We start from the raw sequence: 18,374 nt of genomic DNA on the forward strand, positions 1-18,374 counted from the left end.
AAGAGTCGACGACTGAACCCCGCTCATGCTGAACCCATTCAGAGAGAGCCCGTCCACTCCTGCTCGCCGGTCGACCGGCTCGGCAGTTCGGCTCGACGACCAGCGAAGAGTCTGTCCCGCGTGCTAATGGAAACGCCAATCGAAGGTCAGTCGTCGGCGGAAGGAGCCTCGGCCTGCCCCTGCCAGAGGTTCGCGTACGTCCCGCCGCTCGCGACCAGTTCCTCGTGTGCCCCCTGCTCGACGATACGGCCCTCATCCATCACGACGACCTCGTCGGCGTTCCGAATCGTCGAGAGCCGGTGGGCGATGATGAACGCGGTCCGCTCCTCGACCAGCCGCTCGAGGCTCTCCTGGATCAGCTCCTCGGTCTCCGTGTCGACGTCGGAGGTGGCCTCGTCGAAGACGATGATCTCGGGGTCGTTGAGCAGTGCCCGGGCGATGGCGAGGCGCTGGCGCTGGCCGCCCGAGAGCTTGATGCCCCGCTCGCCTATCTGGGTGTCGTACCCGCTGGGGAGTTCCGCGATGAACTCGTCGGCCGCGGCGGCTTCGGCCGCCCGCTCAACCTGGGCCCGGGCGCTCCCGTCGTCGGCTCCCGACCACTCGGCCTCAAGGGTCTCGCGGTCGCCGTAGGCGATGTTCTCCGCGACGGTCCCCGAGAACAGGTACGGATTCTGCTCGACGATGGCGATGGTATCCCGTAACGACTGGAGGTCGTACTGCCGGACGTCGGTCCCGTCGACCCGGACTGCCCCCTCGTCGACGTCGTGGAACCGGGGAATGAGCTTCAGGAGCGTCGACTTGCCGGCCCCGGTCGCCCCGGCAAGCCCGATGGTCGTCCCCGCGGGGACGTCGAGCGAAACGTCGTGGAGGACAGGCTCACGGTCCCCGTACGAGAAGGTGACGTCCTCGAAGGTGACGTCCCCGTCGACCATCTCGGGGACGTGTGCCGGGTCGGGGCTGGTGATAGTGGGCTCGCGGCCGAGCAGCCCGAACACGCGCTCGGCACTGGACTTCGCGAGCTGGTACTTGTTCGCCGACTTCCCGACCCGACGCATCGGGGAGTAGAGCCGCCGCAACAGGAGGAAGAAGAGTGCGAACCCACCGAGGGTGAGCGCCTCTGCCTCGCCGGGAATACCGGTGATGATGTCGGTCCCACCGATATAGAGAACGAGGACGAACACGACGCCAGTCAGCAGCCGGAGGGTGGCGAAGAACCCGCGTCGGATTCGCAGCGCCGCGACTTTCTCGTCGTGGTAGGCCTCACTCTGCTCGGCGACCCGACCGTGTTCGAAGCCGTAGCGGTCGAACGCCTTGATCACCGCGGCGCCGCCGAGGTTGTTCTCGAGTCGCGTGTTCAGCCGGGCGACGGTCTCGCGGATTGACTTGTATCGAGGCTCGATCCAGGTGAGAAACTGTCCGCTGGCCAGCCCGATGATCGGGACCGGTGCCAGCGCGATGAGCGCCAGTTTGGGCGAGTACGTCCAGAGGATGATGGCGATACCGCCGACCGTCGCGACCACCCGGATGAGCTGTCGGAACTCCGTATTGAGGAACTGCTCGAGGCGGTTGATGTCGCTGTTGAGGATCGACATCATCCCGCCGGTCTGGTGGTCGGTGAAGAAATCCATCGAGAGCCGCTGGAGGTGGTCGTACGTGTCGTTCCGAAGATCACGCTGGACCTTCTGGGCGGTCGCTTGGAGCAGATAGCGGGAGGCAAAGCGGGCGACCGACCGGACCAGGTACGCGAGGACCGCGATGAGGACGAGCTGTTCGAGCAGCGCGAGGCGGGCCGCCTCGCCGGTGATCTCACCTGGCGGGAGCAAGCCCAGGTCGGTCAACAGTCCCGCGTCGGCCGAGCCACGAATCGCGCGGTCGATAGCGGCCGCGACGACGATCGGCGGGACGAGTCGGGCGAACCGCGTGAGGAACGCCGCGAGCACGCCGAGCGTGAGGGTGGGCCAGTAGCGTTTGGCGTAGCCGAGCAAGCTCACCATCGGGTGACCGTCGACGTTCTCCCGGACGTGTTCGAACCCGCCGTGGTCGTCTGTCACTGTGCTCGCTAACGGTCTCGTATACAAGTATCCGGTGACATGACGCTGTTGAAACCCGTCGCTGATAGTTCGTTGCAAACTTGCTGTATTTACAGCGCAGAGTCAGCACGCTCGGGGGGTAATCAGTGAAGGCTGATGGGCGATACGTGCAGGAGGAGCACTTCTCGACGGGGAACAGGCACCGTACTAGTCTATCTAGTCCGGGGGATATTTACCAGTGAAGTTAGAACCGTTCCGACATGTCTGGTAAGCCCTCCATTCCTCAGGCACAAGCGGTATCGTCATATATCGAAGACGGCGCACGTATTGCGGCGATTCTCATCATTTGGGGAGTTATCTCTGCGGTGTTCACATACGGAGTGAGTGATCTTGGACTGCCCTTCGAGCAACTCTGGCTCCAACTCGGGCAGGTCTTTGCTGTTACTGGTGTGCTTAACGCTATCCTGTATCTCCTGTACCGCGCCACCGATTACTGGCACCACACCGCCTGACTCTCACCATACCTTTGGAGTAGCGATCAATCTGCACACCTACTGACTTCTGTAACCACTCACCCTCGCTTTGAGATGAACCAAAACAACGGTAGCGACTTCTCTCACAAGTCACAATCCGGTCCATAGGGTCCAAGGCTGTATCACGCAGAGGAGAAACCCCTGTCAAAGCCAGCAGAATACACCTGCTGAATACAGCGCGCGTCTCGGCCGGATACTTCGCCTGAAATTGACGCGTCTTACGGTGCGGTTTCGTACCAGGCAGGGGATGGCAACAGAGTCTGGTAGTACTTTCGAAAGCGGAGGAGAAGAATCAAGTCTGTTCTACTATCGAGGCCATCCCAGATGGACGCCATTCATCCGTACTATGTGACGGAGTGTACGCCCGAGAACGAACCCACAGACCGCAACGGGGAGTCCAAATCCAGCTGCGAATAGTATCGCCATACCCACTGCGTTTGGAAGCGACACGACCTGGTTTCCCCACGTGTAGGTGACGGTCGTTCCGTATCGGGTAACGGCTGCACCAAAGATGGGTGCGCTCACGAGGAGGCCTGTCGGGAGCAGTCCCGAATTGGCACCGGCACTAATCGCTCCGAGCACGAGCAAACTGCCGACGGCGAGGAAGATAGCCAGCGATGGGTCGGTGCCGAACCACGTCCCACGGACCCAGACGGTCAATGTCTCGTAGCCGACTGTCGAGACGACTCCCCAGGACGTTACGAGCGCCAATACCGGGGATAAGAGCGCGATGACCAGCGAAACGTCGTGACGCGTCCCCAGGACGACGGTTCGTAGCGGCCCGGTCACGAACTGTTTGACAGGCCCGGAGAGGACCATCCTCGATTTGCTGTGGGCACTGGCTCCAGCGACCAGACCGCGCGAGTGAGTCGATGAAGGAGGTCCCATATCGTCAGCGTCATCGAACGGATAGCACCGGCTATTCGTTCCACCGTCACAACGAGGAACATAGTCGCGTCGGTAGCCGCAGACTGGAGGGAGGACCAATCGGAGCGCATATTCGAGGATTACTACCGAATCGGCATAGCCACGCGGTAAACTAAAACGCAAATTAAAGCCTCTGAATCGGTCACCTTATCCCTGACAGCACTCGCGTAGTTCGTCGAGGACGTGCTGCAGAGAGGGGGCGAATCATCACTCTACCCGTTCTACATCGCTACTTTCGAACCTTTCGCCCCCCTCATCACCGCCGGTCACGTTGACCTTCCACCCATCAGCCTCGACAATTTCCCTGATGATACCTAGTCCGTACCCAGTCCCTCCCTGGGACGTTGAGTAGCCAACATCGAAAAATTCGTCACGCGAATCTGAGGGTGCCGAGGGGTTTCAGAATCCGCAGAGATGAAACTGCTGTCTATCACCCCATAGAACTATATTTCAGATGTTTCAATGCATTTAATGATCAGCTACTAGTATGAAAAATCCACTGTATACCACGCTAACGTTCCTATTTGTCATCATGGTCGTTTTCGCTGCCGGACCAGCAACGGGAGCGACCACACCGTCACCCCCTCCCGCGGATCACCGAGAGTCGCCGGAGCTGAGACCGTCTGTGGGAACGGGTGGGGGAGTAGCGCCGGCGGCGCAAGTCGAATTCGAGACGAAAGGCTCGGGAGCGGTACAGGAACTCGTCATTGTCGAGCGTGTCGACCGTGATGGTGACGGCTACGCATCGGGATTCCGCCTCAAGGTCGTCAGCGACACGCGTCCGAAGGACCCAAAAGAGAACGGCCAGGCCGGGCGGTCGACAGCCAAACTGTTCTCGGTCCTCATCGGGGGTCCGTTCAAGAAACTGCATAATTTCTTCACCAAAGAAGCGTCGGATGAATTCTTCGCCCCCGGCCAAGTGGTGCGAGCGGTTACCGCCGACGGGACCCGCGATGTTGTGACGTACCGGCCCATCGGCCCGAAAAAGTACCTCGGCCCCGGCGAAGAAGCCGACGAAACGCCGCTTTTCGTCGGAACCGCACGCGAGGGGTCGGCGTGGACACACGAGAGTCACGCCATCGGAATGTCGCAGTTTCTCGGACCAGACGAGGAGCGAACGACCATCGAATCAGTCACGCTCGAAGCCTGCTGGGATCCAGAAGCGAGAGGATCACTGACGGGGAAAGACTTCGATGCATGCCTCCAGCCGACTGACATCCCCGACCAGGGCTTCGCCGCCATATTCGACTCGCTATACGGCACACCGCCGTTCGTGTTCGTCCCCGACGAGCCGCTGAAGGTCGAATCCCCCGAGCAGGACCAGACCGAGACGATGACCGTCACGTCGAACGTCGACGGAGCCGTCGTCACGATCGACAGAGAGCGCGTCGGGACGACGCCGTGGAGCGGAGAGGTTCCGACCGACGTGGGGAGGGACGGCCCAGTCCGCGTCACTGTGGCCGACCAGGGCTATCTCCCTGAGACGCGCCGCATGTCCGAGCCACGTGACATCGATACACGACTGTCAAAGATCGAGCAACCGATAACGGTCCGCACCGCGACCCCGGGCGCGACCGTCTTCGTCGATGGCGAAGTCGTCGGCGTGACGCCATGGAGCGGCGAGCGGTGGGTCGAAGGCACTTACGACGTGTTCATCAGTGCCGACGGGAAGGCTCCGAGTCAGTTCACCGACGTCAGGGCGGGTGATACCATCTCGACCGAACTGGTGAACGACAGCCTCATCACGAGCATCGCCGAGCCGTCGCTGGACGACACGTCGCTCAACGGAACCACTGACACCTCGACGAGCGAGACATCGGGTGATAGTGATTCAGAGCCGGAGCTTCTACTCACGAACACAGACATCACCGACGCTCAGCTCGAAACGGACCTTAGCCAGATACAAGATGTCCAGCTCGTCGCCTCGCGGTTCGAGGCGAGCGAGGCGACCGTTGCCGTCGGCGAACCGGTAACGCTGACAGCAGGACAGTCGTACAGTCTTCTCGGGAGTATCACAGCCTACGAATGGTCCTTCGGCGACGGTAGCACCACGGGTCAGCTCACAACCGCCAGTCGGACACATACGTACACCAGTCCGGGGACGTATCCCGTCGAGCTCACAGTCCGGGATGGGAATGGTAACACTGACACTGCGACGACGACAGTAACCGTGAGAGACACACCACCGAAAGCCGCGTTCGCTCCAAACACGTTCGATTCACAGACGGGTGAGGCGGTGTCGTTCGATGCCCGTGGGTCGACCGATGCCGAAGGCCCCATCGATTCGTATCGCTGGACGTTCGGCGATGGGTCGAGTGCGACCGGGGCGACCCAGACCCACACGTACACCAGTGGCGGGAACTACACTGTTCGGCTAACGGTCTCCGACGATGGCGGGAACACCGCCGTTCGCGAAAAGCGTATCGACGTTACTGTTCCGAACGTGCGCCCGTCTGCCGATTTCACCTCGTCAATCGACCGGGAAGCCGGTACCGTGACGCTCGACGCGAGTGAGTCCGCGGACGACGACGGGAATATCACCCAGTACGTCTGGACCTTCGAGAACGGGACGGTGATGACGGGCGAGCGAGTCACCTACGACGCAACGGAGACGGGCTCACGCGACGTCGAACTGCTGGTCGTCGACGACGCGGGTGGGTCTGCGACGGTAACCAAGACAGTCAGCAACACTGAAGAAGTACAGACCGAGACAGCGAAGACGGTTGCTCCCGCCACTACGGAGAAGACGCCCGCCGAAATGACTATGACTGAGACTTCGACCCCCTCTGAGGAGTCGGGCGACGGGATACTTGCTGCGCTGGGTGATCTTCTCCAGGAGATTGTCAACGTATTCGGATAGGACTCGCTCTGAACGAACAAACAACGGACTGGCCACACGTCGTAACCGACTTGAGTTTCGGACCGTTGGTGACGAAGTCGAGTTCAATCCTGTTGCTACATCTAGGTCGATGTCGCAACGAGCCTGAACGGACCGTGATACAGCAAGTAGATGGCAGGGATTGTTACGAGAGACGCGGCTTGCAGTCACGACGAGAATCTCACCGCCAAAAAATCGGCTTTCTGCTCCCAATCGTGGTTGGTTTTCCGACTGGGTTGGACACCCAGTGACTCGAGCAATTCGACGGAAGTCGATTACGAGTGCCAGTGAGTGATGAACTCGGTCACTGTCTGAGAGAACTCCTCAGGGTACTCCAGGAATATCATATGTCCGCATCGGTTGAAGATTTTCATCCGAATGTCGGCGTTCTCCTGCCCAATCATGTCGAACGCGGCCAACGCCATAACCGGCGGCACGGTCGGATCGTCGCGTCCGAAAACGTACAGAACGGGCATGTCGAGGACCCCCGCTTTGATACGCTGGTGCGTCTCGTTCATGTGCTCGTCGAGTGAAGCCTGCCAGTGCTCCATCTCCCCCTGGTCGTCCATGATTCGAGCAGTCTCTCGAGCCTTCTCCCGCCGTTCCATATAGGCAGCGGTGCGGCACCGCAGGTCCGTGATGTACGTTTTTTCGTGGGAGTAGTGCGAATAGAAGTATTCCATCCACTCTGGGTCGGTTTTTTGCAGGCCGAACTCGTCCATCTCGAAGATGATATTGCGCCGATGCATGCCGTCGCCAGCGGCCGGGCCGAGGGTCGCGCTGTTACATATGATAAGCGAGTCGACCAGATCCGGTATCTCGACGGCGACACGGGTCGCGAGACCGCCGCCGCGTGACCAGCCTGAAAGATGGAACGAGTCCAACTCGAGGGCCTCGACGAACCCGATGATGTGGTCGATGTCCGACTGATACCGGAACTCCGACGGATCGTCGGGGTTGTCGGTCAATCCGCAACCAATTCGATCGACGGCAAGCACCCGGAATTCTTCACTGAGATACTCGAACGTCTTGGACCAGGAGTTCGCGCTGCTTGAACCGCTCCAGTTGTTCCCATGGATGAGCACAAGTGGGTCACCGCGGCCGACGTCGTAATACCTGGTCCGGAGACCATCGACCTCGACGAAGCTCGGCTCGTAGCCGTCGATACCGGCATGCTCAGGGATGTCGGTGAAAAGGTCCGTCTCCGCGTCTGTCGATGCAGTCATCGTATTTTAAGCACAAATGCGCAATTTTTTTGTCTTATTTCCATTCAATGTCCGAAATTACAGTATATTATAAAAATATTTTGGATTATGGATACTGATTACTCGATATTATTAATACACCAATCGTGGGCCAGTTGTTGTTGTAACCCACTTCTTTGAGCCGAAACACCAATAGATGGCCGATGGCACGGACTGACGGCTGAGCGGACCGCAGAGGCTGGAACAAGTGTTATAATTATTTAATCATATGTGGATATTCGACCAATTTTCAAAATATTATAGGCAAATTAAGTGATGATTTTAAATATTCGAGTCAGTTTTTGAATGAATACGTGCTACAATCTACTCTGCGAAGATGGAATGGCGGGCAAACCATTGGTTGCGCCGATGTGTCGAGTGGTTACCGAACGTCTGAGGACGGCGACAGGCTGGGACGAACAGTGGTTAACAAGCGTTCACCCGGGGAATGAGTGGTGTGAAGGGCGAGTGGTCACGGGGACGACTCGTCGAAAAGTGGCGCACCGTCATCGGCCTCGGATGGCCGATAACTGTCCAGACGTCGATTCGGACTGGGATGCGGACGACGGACCTACTCGTGACCGGACTGTTCGGTCCAGCGGCCATCGCTGCTCTCGGCCTCGCAAACCTGTATACACGGATCGCGTTGTTTACCGGGATCGGCATCGGGACCGGCGCGCTGTCATTGTCGAGTCAAGATACCGGTAGCGGCGCCGAGACGAACAAGAATATGGCAATCTCGGCAGCACTGTTTCTGGGCATCCTGATCGGGATTCCATTGGCATTGTTTGCGGTGTTCTTCTCAGGACCGGCCCTCAGTATCTTCGGGGCGACGCCCGATGTCATCGCCCTCGGTGTCCCGTACCTGGTAATCGTCCTCGGTACGGCACCGGCTCGACATGTCACGCTCATCGGTGAGAAGGCGCTACAGGGCACGGGTGATACAATGGCGCCCATGTACATCCGAGGTGGGGCGAATCTGGTGAACATCGCTGGGACAGTGGCTCTGGGGCTGGGACTGGGGCCGCTCCCCCGCCTCGAAGTCATCGGCGTCGCTATCTCAACAGGGGGAGCGAACGTTCTCGCGGGCCTGGCTGTGATCGCATATATGCTGAGTCCGCGGTCTGATGTCGCCCTCGTAAGGCCAGACGACCTAGTCATTATGAAGCAGATCGTCACTGTTGGTTTCCCTCGGGCCGTTCAGGGTCTCTCTCAGACTGCTGCCGAATTCCCGTTGAGCGCGATTCTTGTAGGTTTCAGTGTCGAAATTTACGCCGCTTATCAGGTCGGCCGACGGGTGGCCCAGCAGCTGACTGGCCCGCTAGCCAGAAGTCTGAACGTGGTCTCCAGCATCCAGATCGGACAGGCGCTTGGCGCCCAACAGCTCGAGGAGGTTCGTTTCAACACGGCGGCACTGGCACTACTCGGACTCCTTACGACGGCGACACTGGCCACTGGGATGTTCTACTGGAGTGATATGCTCGCGAGTCTCTTCGGTGACGACCAGGCAACCCGGGCAGCAGCGTCAGTGTTCATTCAAGCCTTCGCGGTCGCAGCAGTCCTCAGGACCCTCTCACGGATTTACGCCGGAGCTCTGCAGGGCGGTGGAGAGACGATAAAACCGTTCCTGGCCGAACTCATCGGCGGGACTGGACTGCTGCTCGGTATTACCTACGTCGTCGGTGTCCTCCTTGGTGTCGGCGTACAGGCCACCTACGCCGGAATCGTCATTTCTGGACTGGCACGACTACTGCTTGTATTCGTCTGGTATCGCGACCCCAGTTGGATGCGGTCCGCCCTCGACGGAATGCAGACTCGGGGCAGTATTAGTAACGACTGACTGTGCGACCAGCGACACAGATGGTATTGCATCAGAGAGACCAGATTCAACGGGACGTTAGCGGTGAGTAGTCTGAAATCAGAGATTGAGTACTGACTGTTTACATGGTGTACACATCAAATGTAAGAACACAGCGATCAGCTGCCCGCAGCCGTGTCAGCAAACGGCTAATTTCCCGGTCTACACCGTCATCGACGTGGAATTGAGAACCTGGCCGATCAAGTTCTGTGCGGATTGACTGGCTTCGGATTCGGTGCCTCTTCGTTTTGGAATTTTTAATAATTTCTAATACTAGTACATATATATCCAATTTTTGCGAGGAACAGTACACTTTTATCAGGGTATTGTGGATATAAGGTTGATGTCTGACCAATTGACAGAGGCCTATGTTCCGGACGAGGTTCCGGACGAGGATTTAGCATATTTCGCGAAGAGCGACGACCGGGTCGAGTCACTGCGACGAGAGTGGGGCGAGAACGTCGCACTGCTGGTCGTCGATATGACGAACGCGTTTGTCAGTGACGAGTACTACCTCGGACGCTCAGATACCGGACAGCCAGCTATCGACGCCAACGCGGAACTCATCGAGGCTGCGCGTGCGGCCGACGCGCCGATTATTTATACGCGTGGAACCGACGCCGACCACTTCCCACCAGCGTACCAGGGAACGACCAAATCTGCGGGCGACCGCGACGAGGAATTCGCGGCGATGTGGGAGACGGGCAATCAGATTCACGATGACATCGCTCCCGAACCAGAGGACATAGTCATTCAAAAGCCACGCGCGAGCGCATTTTTTGATACGCACCTCGCGAACCTGTTACACCACTATGACGTGGACACACTCATCGTAACCGGCATGACGACGAGCGGGTGTGTGCGTGCGTCGGTCGTCGATGGCCATTCATCGAACTTCCAAGTAGTCGTTCCGATCGAGGCAGCTGCTGATCGGTCGGTTATCTCGCACAAGATTTCGTTGTTCGATATGGATATGAAATACGCTGACGTACTCCCTGTCGAAGAGGTTGTGGACGAAATTGGGGCGACGGCAGCAGCGGTGGCAGACGACTAAGAACCCCCCAAAATCATACAGTCGTGGGATTTTCCGACAGTACCTGCTATACAATTTCTGATTTTTTACGTAATAATATAATTAGTAGACGATTAGCCAGTAGTTTTATATATGGCTGTAAGAACAGTCGAGTTGTAAGATGAAATCTGAACGATTCGGTACTAAGCGAGACCAGAGATGAGCAAAGAGAAAATGAGCCGATACGACCGACGAACGATACTAAGAACGAGTGGAATCACCGCTGCGGCACTCCTTGCTGGCTGTTCGGGCGGTGGCGATGGCGGGAGCGGCGGTGGCGATGGTGGGAACGGCGGTGGCGATGGCGGGAGCGGCAGTGGCGATGGTGGAAGCGGCAATGGTGGGTCGAGCAACGGCGACCTTCAGACGCTCAATGTGATGACGAGCCAGCCGGCGACGACGCTTGACCCACACATGACTGGCGCAATTCCAGACTCCCATATCATCTACCACAGCCTGGAGAACCTGATGTTCCGGAATGCCGAGGGCGAACTCATTCCGATGCTCGCGACCGACTGGGGGCGGGAAGAACCCGGTCGCTTCCGCTTCCAGTTGCGCGAGGACGTCCAGTGGCACAACGGGAACGCCTTCACCGCTGATGACGTGAAATACAGCGTTGAACGGATTGTCGACGATGACGTCGGCGGAATCACCTCTCAGCGAAAGTCCTACGTTCCTGGTGTGACTGGCGCGGAAGTCATCGACGAAACCACGGTCGACATCATCTCGGACTCGGTCAACCCACTCATCATCCCAGCGTTCTCTTCGTTCCTCGGCGTCGCAATCATGAACAAGGAGTGGATCGAGTCACGGGAGCCCGAAGAGGTAGCGCTGGACATGAACGGTACGGGACCCTTCGTGCTGGAGAGCTTCGAACAGGGAGTCAGTGCGACGTTCAGCAGCAACGACGACTACTGGGGTGACACCCCACCGATCGCAACGGCGAACTTCAGTTACTCCGGGGAGGCCTCAACCAGGGTGAACGGACTGTTAGCCGGCGAGCAGGACCTGACTGTAAACATCCCACCACAGGACGTCCCGCGTGTCGAAGATAACGAGGGGACCGCGGTGAAAAACGTTCCCAGTACGCGGATCTGCTTCGCTGCGATGCGACCGACTGTCGAACCATTCACCAGTAAAAAGTTCCGTCAGGCGATGAACTACGCGATCGACGTCGAGGGGGTCATCGACGACGTGCTTTCCGGCTTCGGGACGCCGACCGGTCAGCCGACGTTGCCAATGATGTTTGGCCACGACCCCGACATCGAACCGTATCCCTACGACCCAGAGCGGGCCGCACAGCTCGTCGACGAGAGTGGGTTCGCGGGCGTCGAGCTGAACCCACCCTGTCGGCTGGGGCGGTATCTCAAGGGCGAAGAATGGATGACAGCCTGGTGTAACCAGATCGACGCGCTCCCCAACGTCAGCTGTGAGCCGAACCTCATGGACTCGGCATCGTTCGTGAGCCGACTCGGAGCGACCGGCGACCAGCGCATGGACTTTTTCATCTGGGGCTACGGCCAGCCGAGCTTCGACGCGAGTGCAACTATCCGATCGAACCTCACCGGCGAGTACCGCGGTACGTTCCGGGACGAAGAGCTCCGAGATCTCATGGATCGGGCCGACAGCGCTGGCGATCGCGATGAACGCGAGGCGCTCCTTCAGGAGGCCAACCGATGGTGCCACGAAGAGGCCGTCTGGATCTTCATGCACGGACAGTCCAGCATCTACGGACAGAATACCGACTACGAATGGCGGGCGCGTTCCGATGAGCTACTCAACGCTAACGATATCGCTCCCAAGTGAGATAGACGATGAGACAACTTTCGCAATTCCTGGCCAAGCGGTTCGGTCAGGGTGTGTTCGTCGTCTGGGGGGTGATAACGGCCGTATTCGTCCTTCGAGGTATCTCTCCGACAAACCCGGCACAGCTCGCAGCACCCACCGACGCGACGGCAGAGCAGATCCAGCAAATCGCCGAAGAGCTAGGGTTAACCAGGCCGATATACGAGCAGTATTTCGCGTACCTCATCGAAGTCGCTCAGGGAGATCTCGGCTACTCGTACATCACAAGTACCCCTGTGGCCCCCCAGATATTTGGCAAGCTTGGCGCGACTATCGAACTCGCCGTCTTCGGGATTCTGTTCGCACTGGTACTGTCGATTCCCCTGGGCGTGATAAGTTCGACGCGGCGTAACGAAGCACCTGATTACGTGGCGAACCTGTCGTCCCTGGTTGGCGTTTCGACCCCGAACTTTTGGCTCGCAATAATGCTCGTCTTGCTGCTCTCGGTCCAGATCGACCTGTTACCGACGAGCGGCCGACCAGTGGGATTCCTCGGCGTAATCGGCGCACTGGCAGCATTCCAGATCGACCCGCTTGTCAGCTGGGTTAGCCACATGGTGCTCCCGACACTCGCACTGGGAACCTATCTCATGGCACTGATGACCCGGCTGACGAGGAGTGGGATGATCGAGGAGCTGTCGAAGCCGTACGTCCAGACAAACCGAGCCAAAGGACTGCCCGAGGTGCTCAACCGTTACAAACACGCACTCCGAAACAGCCTGGCCCCGGTGGTGACAGTTGTCGGTCTCCAGCTGGGCAGGCTTATCGGCGGATCAGTCGTCATCGAGAGCGTGTTCGCGTGGCCCGGTATCGGCTCGCTGTTCATCCGGGCGGTCAACACAGCCGACTGGCCTATTATCCAGGGGACGCTCATCGTCGTCGGTATCGCGTATGTCCTCGTCAACATCGGAGTTGACCTCGTCTACGCACAGCTAGACCCACAGGTGGTGGTGACCTGATGGCATTACTGTCGCCGCGAACGATTTCGAACCTTCGACGTGAGTTGAGTGCAAGCCTGATAGCGAAAATCGGCCTCCTACTGGTGGCGCTCATCCTGCTCATCGCCGTCTTTGCGCCACTGATTGCGCCCTACAATCCATCGGTCCAGGAGACAAGCAGAGCGCAGTTGCCGCCAATCGGCATGACCCTCAGTGATTCCTCGACGCAACTCGTCGATGGTGAGATAACCGAAGTCGAGTCGACCCGACGTGGGACGTGGGCCCATCCGCTCGGCACGGACGGACTCGGTCGTGACATGCTCTCCCGGGCGATATACGGCGCGCGGACCTCGCTGTTGGTCGGGTTCACAGCGATGCTGATCTCCACCCTGGTCGGGTCAGCCGTTGGACTCACCGCCGGCTACTACGGCGGGCGAGTTGACGATGCGATGATGCGTGGGGTTGACGTGATACTCGCGTTCCCCTCCCTGATCGTCTCGCTGTCGCTCATCGGTGTCTTTGGCAACGTTGCGATACAGATTCCGGATCCAATCGTCCTGCTCGGTTTCGCCGAGGGAATGCCCAGAACGGCTGTGCTTCCCGCGACGATTACGATCGCCATTGCGTCGACTGGATGGGTCTGGATCGCCAGAATTGCCCGCGGTGAGGCTATCTCGGTGGCGAACGAGGACTATGTCCGGGCTGCTCGTACTACCGGGCTGTCCGACGCCCGAACAATCATCAGACACGTGTTGCCAAACAGTATGACCGCGATAATCGTTCTCGCAACCATCCAGATAGCGACGATAATTATCATCGAGAGCTCGCTATCGTTTCTCGGTTTCTCGGGAACGACGCTCTCATGGGGCTTCGACATCGCGCAGGGACGTGACTATCTCGCGACGTCGTGGTGGATCGCCACCGTGCCCGGCGTGATGATCGTCCTCGCGGTGATCGGCATCAACCTCATCGGTGACTGGCTCCGCGATGCGCTGGACCCTGGCATTGATAGAGGAGGGGCGAACTCATGACAGAAGATCTACTCCGTGTCAGGAACCTCAAGACACGGTTCTTCACTGCGGAGGGACAGATAAACGCCGTCGAGAATGTGTCGTTCGACCTCCGCAAGGGCGAGGTGTTCGGTATCGTCGGCGAATCCGGTTCAGGCAAGAGCGTTACAGGCTTGTCGGTCATCGACCTCATCGAGTCGCCGGGTCGAATCGTCGACGGGGAGATCTGGTACCGATCTGAGGAGCTCGCGACAACCTTCGCCGGGAACAGCGAAGTGGCCGTCGACGGGGAGTTCGTCGACCTCCGGACAGTCCCTCAGCGCCAGCGGGATTATCTCCGTGGAACGGCCTTCAGCATGGTGTTTCAGGATCCGTTGAGTAGCTTCAATCCCAGTCTGACCGTCGGGGAACAGATCGCCGAAGCGGTCGAAAGCCAACGGCGGGCCAGCGCGAACCCCCGTTCCACCCGAACCCGGACGAGCGACTACGGGATCAGTTCGTTCCTGCTCGATAGCCTCAACCCCTGGCAGAGCTATGTCAGTGACGCCAGCAAGGATAGAGCCGTCGAACTGCTGGCGAGGGTTGACATTCCAGATCCAGCCCGCCGGGCAGAGGAGTACCCCCACCAGTTCAGCGGCGGAATGCTCCAGCGAGCGATGATCGCGCAGGCGCTTGCAGTCGATCCTGATATTCTCATCGCCGACGAGCCGACGACTGCGCTCGACGTGACGATACAGGCGCAATTGCTCGAACTGCTGTCGGAAATGCAGGCTGAGACAGACATGAGCATCCTGCTTATCACCCACAACCTCGGCGTTATCGCACGGCTTGCGGACCGAATCGGCGTGATGTATGCTGGCGAGGTCGTCGAGCGGGGACCCCGCGAGAATGTGCTGCAGAACCCGCACAATCCTTACACGGTCGGACTGCTGAACAGCATCCCACGTATCGACACCGACGCATCCGAGCGCAAGTCACTCGAGCCGATAGCGGGCAACGTTCCGAGCTTGCAAGACAGCGAGCTTGGTGACTGCTGTTACTTCGCTGACCGATGTCCAGAGCGCAAACCGGAATGCACCGCGGCCAAACCACGAGAGCGGTCGATCCCCGGTCAACCAGACCATCAGGCCCGGTGTGTGCTCGTGGACGAAAGTGGCCCATCGGACGAATCCGACGGCGAGGAAGTGCCGACGGAGCCACCAGTAGACGAGGTCAGAGGTATGAACGTGACTGATGCTGAAAGTAGGCCTGGGGAGGGGCGAGCCGATGACTAGCACCCAGACGCTCGTCCGGGTCGATAACCTTGCGAAGTACTTCGTCGACAGTGACGGGTTGTTGGACCGACTCCTCGGGAACGAACCCGAACAGGTCCGGGCCGTCGACGATATCTCCTTTACGATCAGACAGGGGGAGACGCTCGGGCTCGTCGGCGAGTCCGGCTGTGGCAAGTCAACGACCGCTGAGACACTTCTCGGGCTACACGAGCCCACGGACGGACAGGTTCGGTTCGACAACCGGGACGTCCACGGCCTGAATCGCGACGAACGGAAAGATTTCACCAGCCGGGTCCAGATCGTTTTCCAGGACCCCTCATCGAGCCTCGACCCGCGGATGACCGTCGGTGAAAGCGTTCGCGAGCCGCTCGACGCTCATGGAGCGATGACAAAGAGCGAGCGCAACGAGCGCGCAGGGGAACTGTTAGAACGAGTCGGCCTATCAGCTGACCAGACGGACCGCTACCCCCACGAATTCTCCGGCGGCCAGCAACAGCGGGTTGGAATCGCCCGGGCACTCGCACTCGACCCCGAGTTCATCGTCCTCGACGAACCGACGAGTGCGCTCGACGTCAGCGTCCAAGCCCAGATTCTCAATCTCCTCATGGACATCCAAGAGGAGTTTGGGTTGACGTACCTGTTTATCAGTCACGATCTCTCGGTTGTGCGCCACCTCTGTGACCGAATCGCAGTGATGTACCTCGGAGAAATCGTCGAGATTGGGCCGACAGACGAGCTGTTCCAAGAGCCGGCCCATCCGTATACGCGGGCATTGCTGGGCAGTGTCCCCCGCGTAACGGTTGAGGAGGCCGAACGCGAGGTCGAAACCCTGGAGACAGATGTACCGTCGCCGCGGAACCCGCCGTCGGGCTGTCGGTTCCATACACGCTGTCAGGCAGTAATTCCGCCGGCAGAGACCGACATCGACACTGAAGCGTACCGCAGTGTCCTCGACATGAAAATCGCGCTCGGCGATGGCGAACTGGACCCGGTGCCCCTGAGAGAACTTGTCTCGTCACAGAACATCAATCCGGCGGACCAACCAGCGGTCACCTCGTTCCTCCGCGAATTGTATGGTATTCCAGAGACACTCGAAGACAAGTACGCCGAGGACGCCGTCGAAAATGCACTGACGTTCGTCGCCAATGGAGAGATAGAAAACGCGTCCGAAATCATGCGTGTTGAATTCACAAGCGTCTGCGAGCAGGAACCACCACAGTCGATTACGGTAGCAGACGACCATCGCGCGGCATGCCTTCGACTCAGCGCGGAGTCTCCAGGAACCGAGGGCGACTAACTCGTGAGCCAAACCACCTCGAGCCGCCTCACGGCTGTGTGGCGGCGGGTGGGGTCACTGTCCTGGCCGATCGCGCTCCAGTCCATGCTTCGGACGGCGATGCGGACGACAGATCTGCTGGTTACTGGATTGATCTCGCCGGCGGCTATCGCTGCAATCGGGATTGCGAACCTCTACACCCAATTTCCGTTATTTCTAGGTATCGGGCTTGGAAGCGGCTCGATGGCACTCACAAGCCAGGATACGGGCCGGGGGTCGACTGTGTCTCGGGATAAGGCCATCTCGACGGCATGTCTGCTTGCCCTGCTGCTGGGGCTCCCGTTCGCGCTTTTCGGCTACGTACTTTCGACTGACGCGATGGAGCTGTTAGGGCCGCCAGCCGAAGTCGTGCGGGCGGGCAGCCTGTATCTCTCAGTCGTCTTGCTGACAGCGCCGGCACGGCAGGTAACGCTCGTCCTCGCCCGGGCGCTTCAGGGGACCGGTGATACACTCACGCCAATGTACATCCGCGGTGTCGCGAACATAGTGAACATCGTTGGGACCGTCAGCCTCGGGCTCGGTATCGGTCCGGTGCCGCAGCTGGGTGTATTCGGTGTCGGCATCGCCACCGCCGTCTCGAATGTCCTGGCAGCATCGATGGCCGTCGCCGTCCTGCTAAGCAACCGCACTGATATCTCGTTCGTGCGGCCTGATAACCCTGAAATCGCGGTGCAAGTTGTAACAATCGCCGCGCCCAGGGCAGTGCAAGGCTTTTCTCGGACAGCTGTGGAATTCCCACTCAACGCGATACTGCTTTCCTTTGGCGTCAACGTCAACGCAGGCTATCACGTGGGTCGACGGGTGTTTCAGCAAGTGTCCGCGCCGGTTGCGCGGAGCTTCAACGTGGTCACCAGCATTCTCGTTGGTCAGGCCGTCGGTGAACGCGATCCAGAGAAGGCAACCTTCATTGGCCGTGCTACGGCCCTGTTGGGCCTCGCTATCGCAGTCGCTATGGGTGCTGGACTGTACCTCGGTGCCGTCCCGCTGGCAAAGGTATTCTCCGACGATATGTCGACGGTTGCGGCGGCGACGTTCTTCGTCCAAGCGTTCGCCGTCTCGCTACCCTTTGCGATGCTCTTTCGCATCTTCGCTGGAGCGCTCGAGGGTGGGAGCGAGACCCGCGTCCCATTCCTTGTTGACCTGAGTGGTCTCTCGCTGTTCATGCTCGGGGTGCCCTACATCGGTGGTGTTCTGCTTGGCTACGGAGTCACGATGGTCGGCGTCGGCATCGTCGTCTACAGTGTCTGGCGAGCGGTGTTTGTCTGGGCCTGGTTCGCCCGAGACGGTTGGTATACCCGCGCAGGGCGGATGATGGACGCTCGCGAGAGCAGCCCCGGCGACTGATGCGCCCCAAGATACTCGTCAGCCCTCTAGTATCCCACCATATGATTAAATTATAGCGCACTAGTCTTTTATAAGTAAGGTTATC

The 18,374-nt window shown here is 59.1% G+C and carries 13 protein-coding genes; 10 read left to right on the plus strand and 3 right to left on the minus strand.

The genetic code is table 11. The annotated features are described in order from the left end of the window. Positions 1 to 146 precede the first annotated feature (146 nt). Complete coding sequence (locus P1L41_RS17040; protein WP_276298622.1) at positions 147 to 2,051, minus strand: ABC transporter ATP-binding protein; 1,905 nt, start codon at positions 2,049 to 2,051, stop codon at positions 147 to 149. A gap of 239 nt (positions 2,052 to 2,290) precedes the next feature. Between P1L41_RS17040 and P1L41_RS17045 the strand changes: the two genes are divergently transcribed. Then, complete coding sequence (locus P1L41_RS17045) at positions 2,291 to 2,542, plus strand: hypothetical protein (protein ID WP_276298623.1); 252 nt, start codon at positions 2,291 to 2,293, stop codon at positions 2,540 to 2,542. Between the two features lie 327 nt (positions 2,543 to 2,869). On the opposite strand, the gene P1L41_RS17050 is transcribed toward P1L41_RS17045, so the two are convergent. Further along, positions 2,870 to 3,382: a DUF8071 domain-containing protein gene (locus P1L41_RS17050; protein WP_276298650.1), complete on the minus strand. Its 513-nt coding sequence runs from the start codon at positions 3,380 to 3,382 to the stop codon at positions 2,870 to 2,872. Positions 3,383 to 4,115: 733 nt separating this feature from the next. On the opposite strand from P1L41_RS17050, the gene P1L41_RS17055 reads away from it, so the two are divergent. Then, entirely contained in the window at positions 4,116 to 6,350 is a 2,235-nt protein-coding gene (locus P1L41_RS17055) for a PKD domain-containing protein (RefSeq protein ID WP_276298651.1), read from the plus strand. Positions 6,351 to 6,643: 293 nt separating this feature from the next. On the opposite strand, the gene P1L41_RS17065 is transcribed toward P1L41_RS17055, so the two are convergent. After that, entirely contained in the window at positions 6,644 to 7,453 is an 810-nt protein-coding gene (locus P1L41_RS17065; protein ID WP_419181092.1) for an alpha/beta fold hydrolase, read from the minus strand. A 616-nt stretch (positions 7,454 to 8,069) separates the two neighbouring features. On the opposite strand from P1L41_RS17065, the gene P1L41_RS17070 reads away from it, so the two are divergent. From P1L41_RS17070 to P1L41_RS17105, 8 genes are all read left to right on the plus strand, one after another. After that, complete coding sequence (locus tag P1L41_RS17070; RefSeq protein WP_276298652.1) at positions 8,070 to 9,452, plus strand: MATE family efflux transporter; 1,383 nt, start codon at positions 8,070 to 8,072, stop codon at positions 9,450 to 9,452. A 313-nt stretch (positions 9,453 to 9,765) separates the two neighbouring features. After that, positions 9,766 to 10,524, plus strand: coding sequence for a cysteine hydrolase family protein (locus P1L41_RS17075; RefSeq protein ID WP_276298653.1), 759 nt, complete (start codon positions 9,766 to 9,768; stop codon positions 10,522 to 10,524). Positions 10,525 to 10,701: 177 nt separating this feature from the next. Further along, positions 10,702 to 12,348, plus strand: a complete 1,647-nt coding sequence (locus tag P1L41_RS17080) for an ABC transporter substrate-binding protein (protein WP_276298654.1) — start codon at positions 10,702 to 10,704, stop codon at positions 12,346 to 12,348. Positions 12,349 to 12,356: 8 nt separating this feature from the next. After that, positions 12,357 to 13,346, plus strand: a complete 990-nt coding sequence (locus P1L41_RS17085) for an ABC transporter permease (RefSeq protein ID WP_276298655.1) — start codon at positions 12,357 to 12,359, stop codon at positions 13,344 to 13,346. After that, a complete protein-coding gene (locus P1L41_RS17090; RefSeq protein ID WP_276298656.1) occupies positions 13,346 to 14,356 on the plus strand; it encodes an ABC transporter permease in 1,011 nt (336 codons plus the stop codon). The genes P1L41_RS17085 and P1L41_RS17090 overlap by 1 nt, the downstream gene beginning before the upstream one ends. Continuing rightward, complete coding sequence (locus P1L41_RS17095; RefSeq protein WP_276298657.1) at positions 14,353 to 15,609, plus strand: ABC transporter ATP-binding protein; 1,257 nt, start codon at positions 14,353 to 14,355, stop codon at positions 15,607 to 15,609. Before P1L41_RS17090 ends, P1L41_RS17095 begins: the two co-directional genes overlap by 4 nt. Further along, on the plus strand, positions 15,602 to 16,906 hold the full coding sequence (locus P1L41_RS17100; protein WP_276298658.1) for an ABC transporter ATP-binding protein: 1,305 nt from the start codon (positions 15,602 to 15,604) through the stop codon (positions 16,904 to 16,906). Before P1L41_RS17095 ends, P1L41_RS17100 begins: the two co-directional genes overlap by 8 nt. Before the next feature lie 48 nt (positions 16,907 to 16,954). Further along, positions 16,955 to 18,289: an MATE family efflux transporter gene (locus P1L41_RS17105; protein ID WP_379789304.1), complete on the plus strand. Its 1,335-nt coding sequence runs from the start codon at positions 16,955 to 16,957 to the stop codon at positions 18,287 to 18,289. Positions 18,290 to 18,374: the final 85 nt, after the last annotated feature.

The sequence above is a fragment of the Haloarcula ordinaria genome, assembly GCF_029338275.1.
Taxonomy (GTDB): Archaea; Halobacteriota; Halobacteria; order Halobacteriales; family Haloarculaceae; genus Haloarcula; species Haloarcula ordinaria.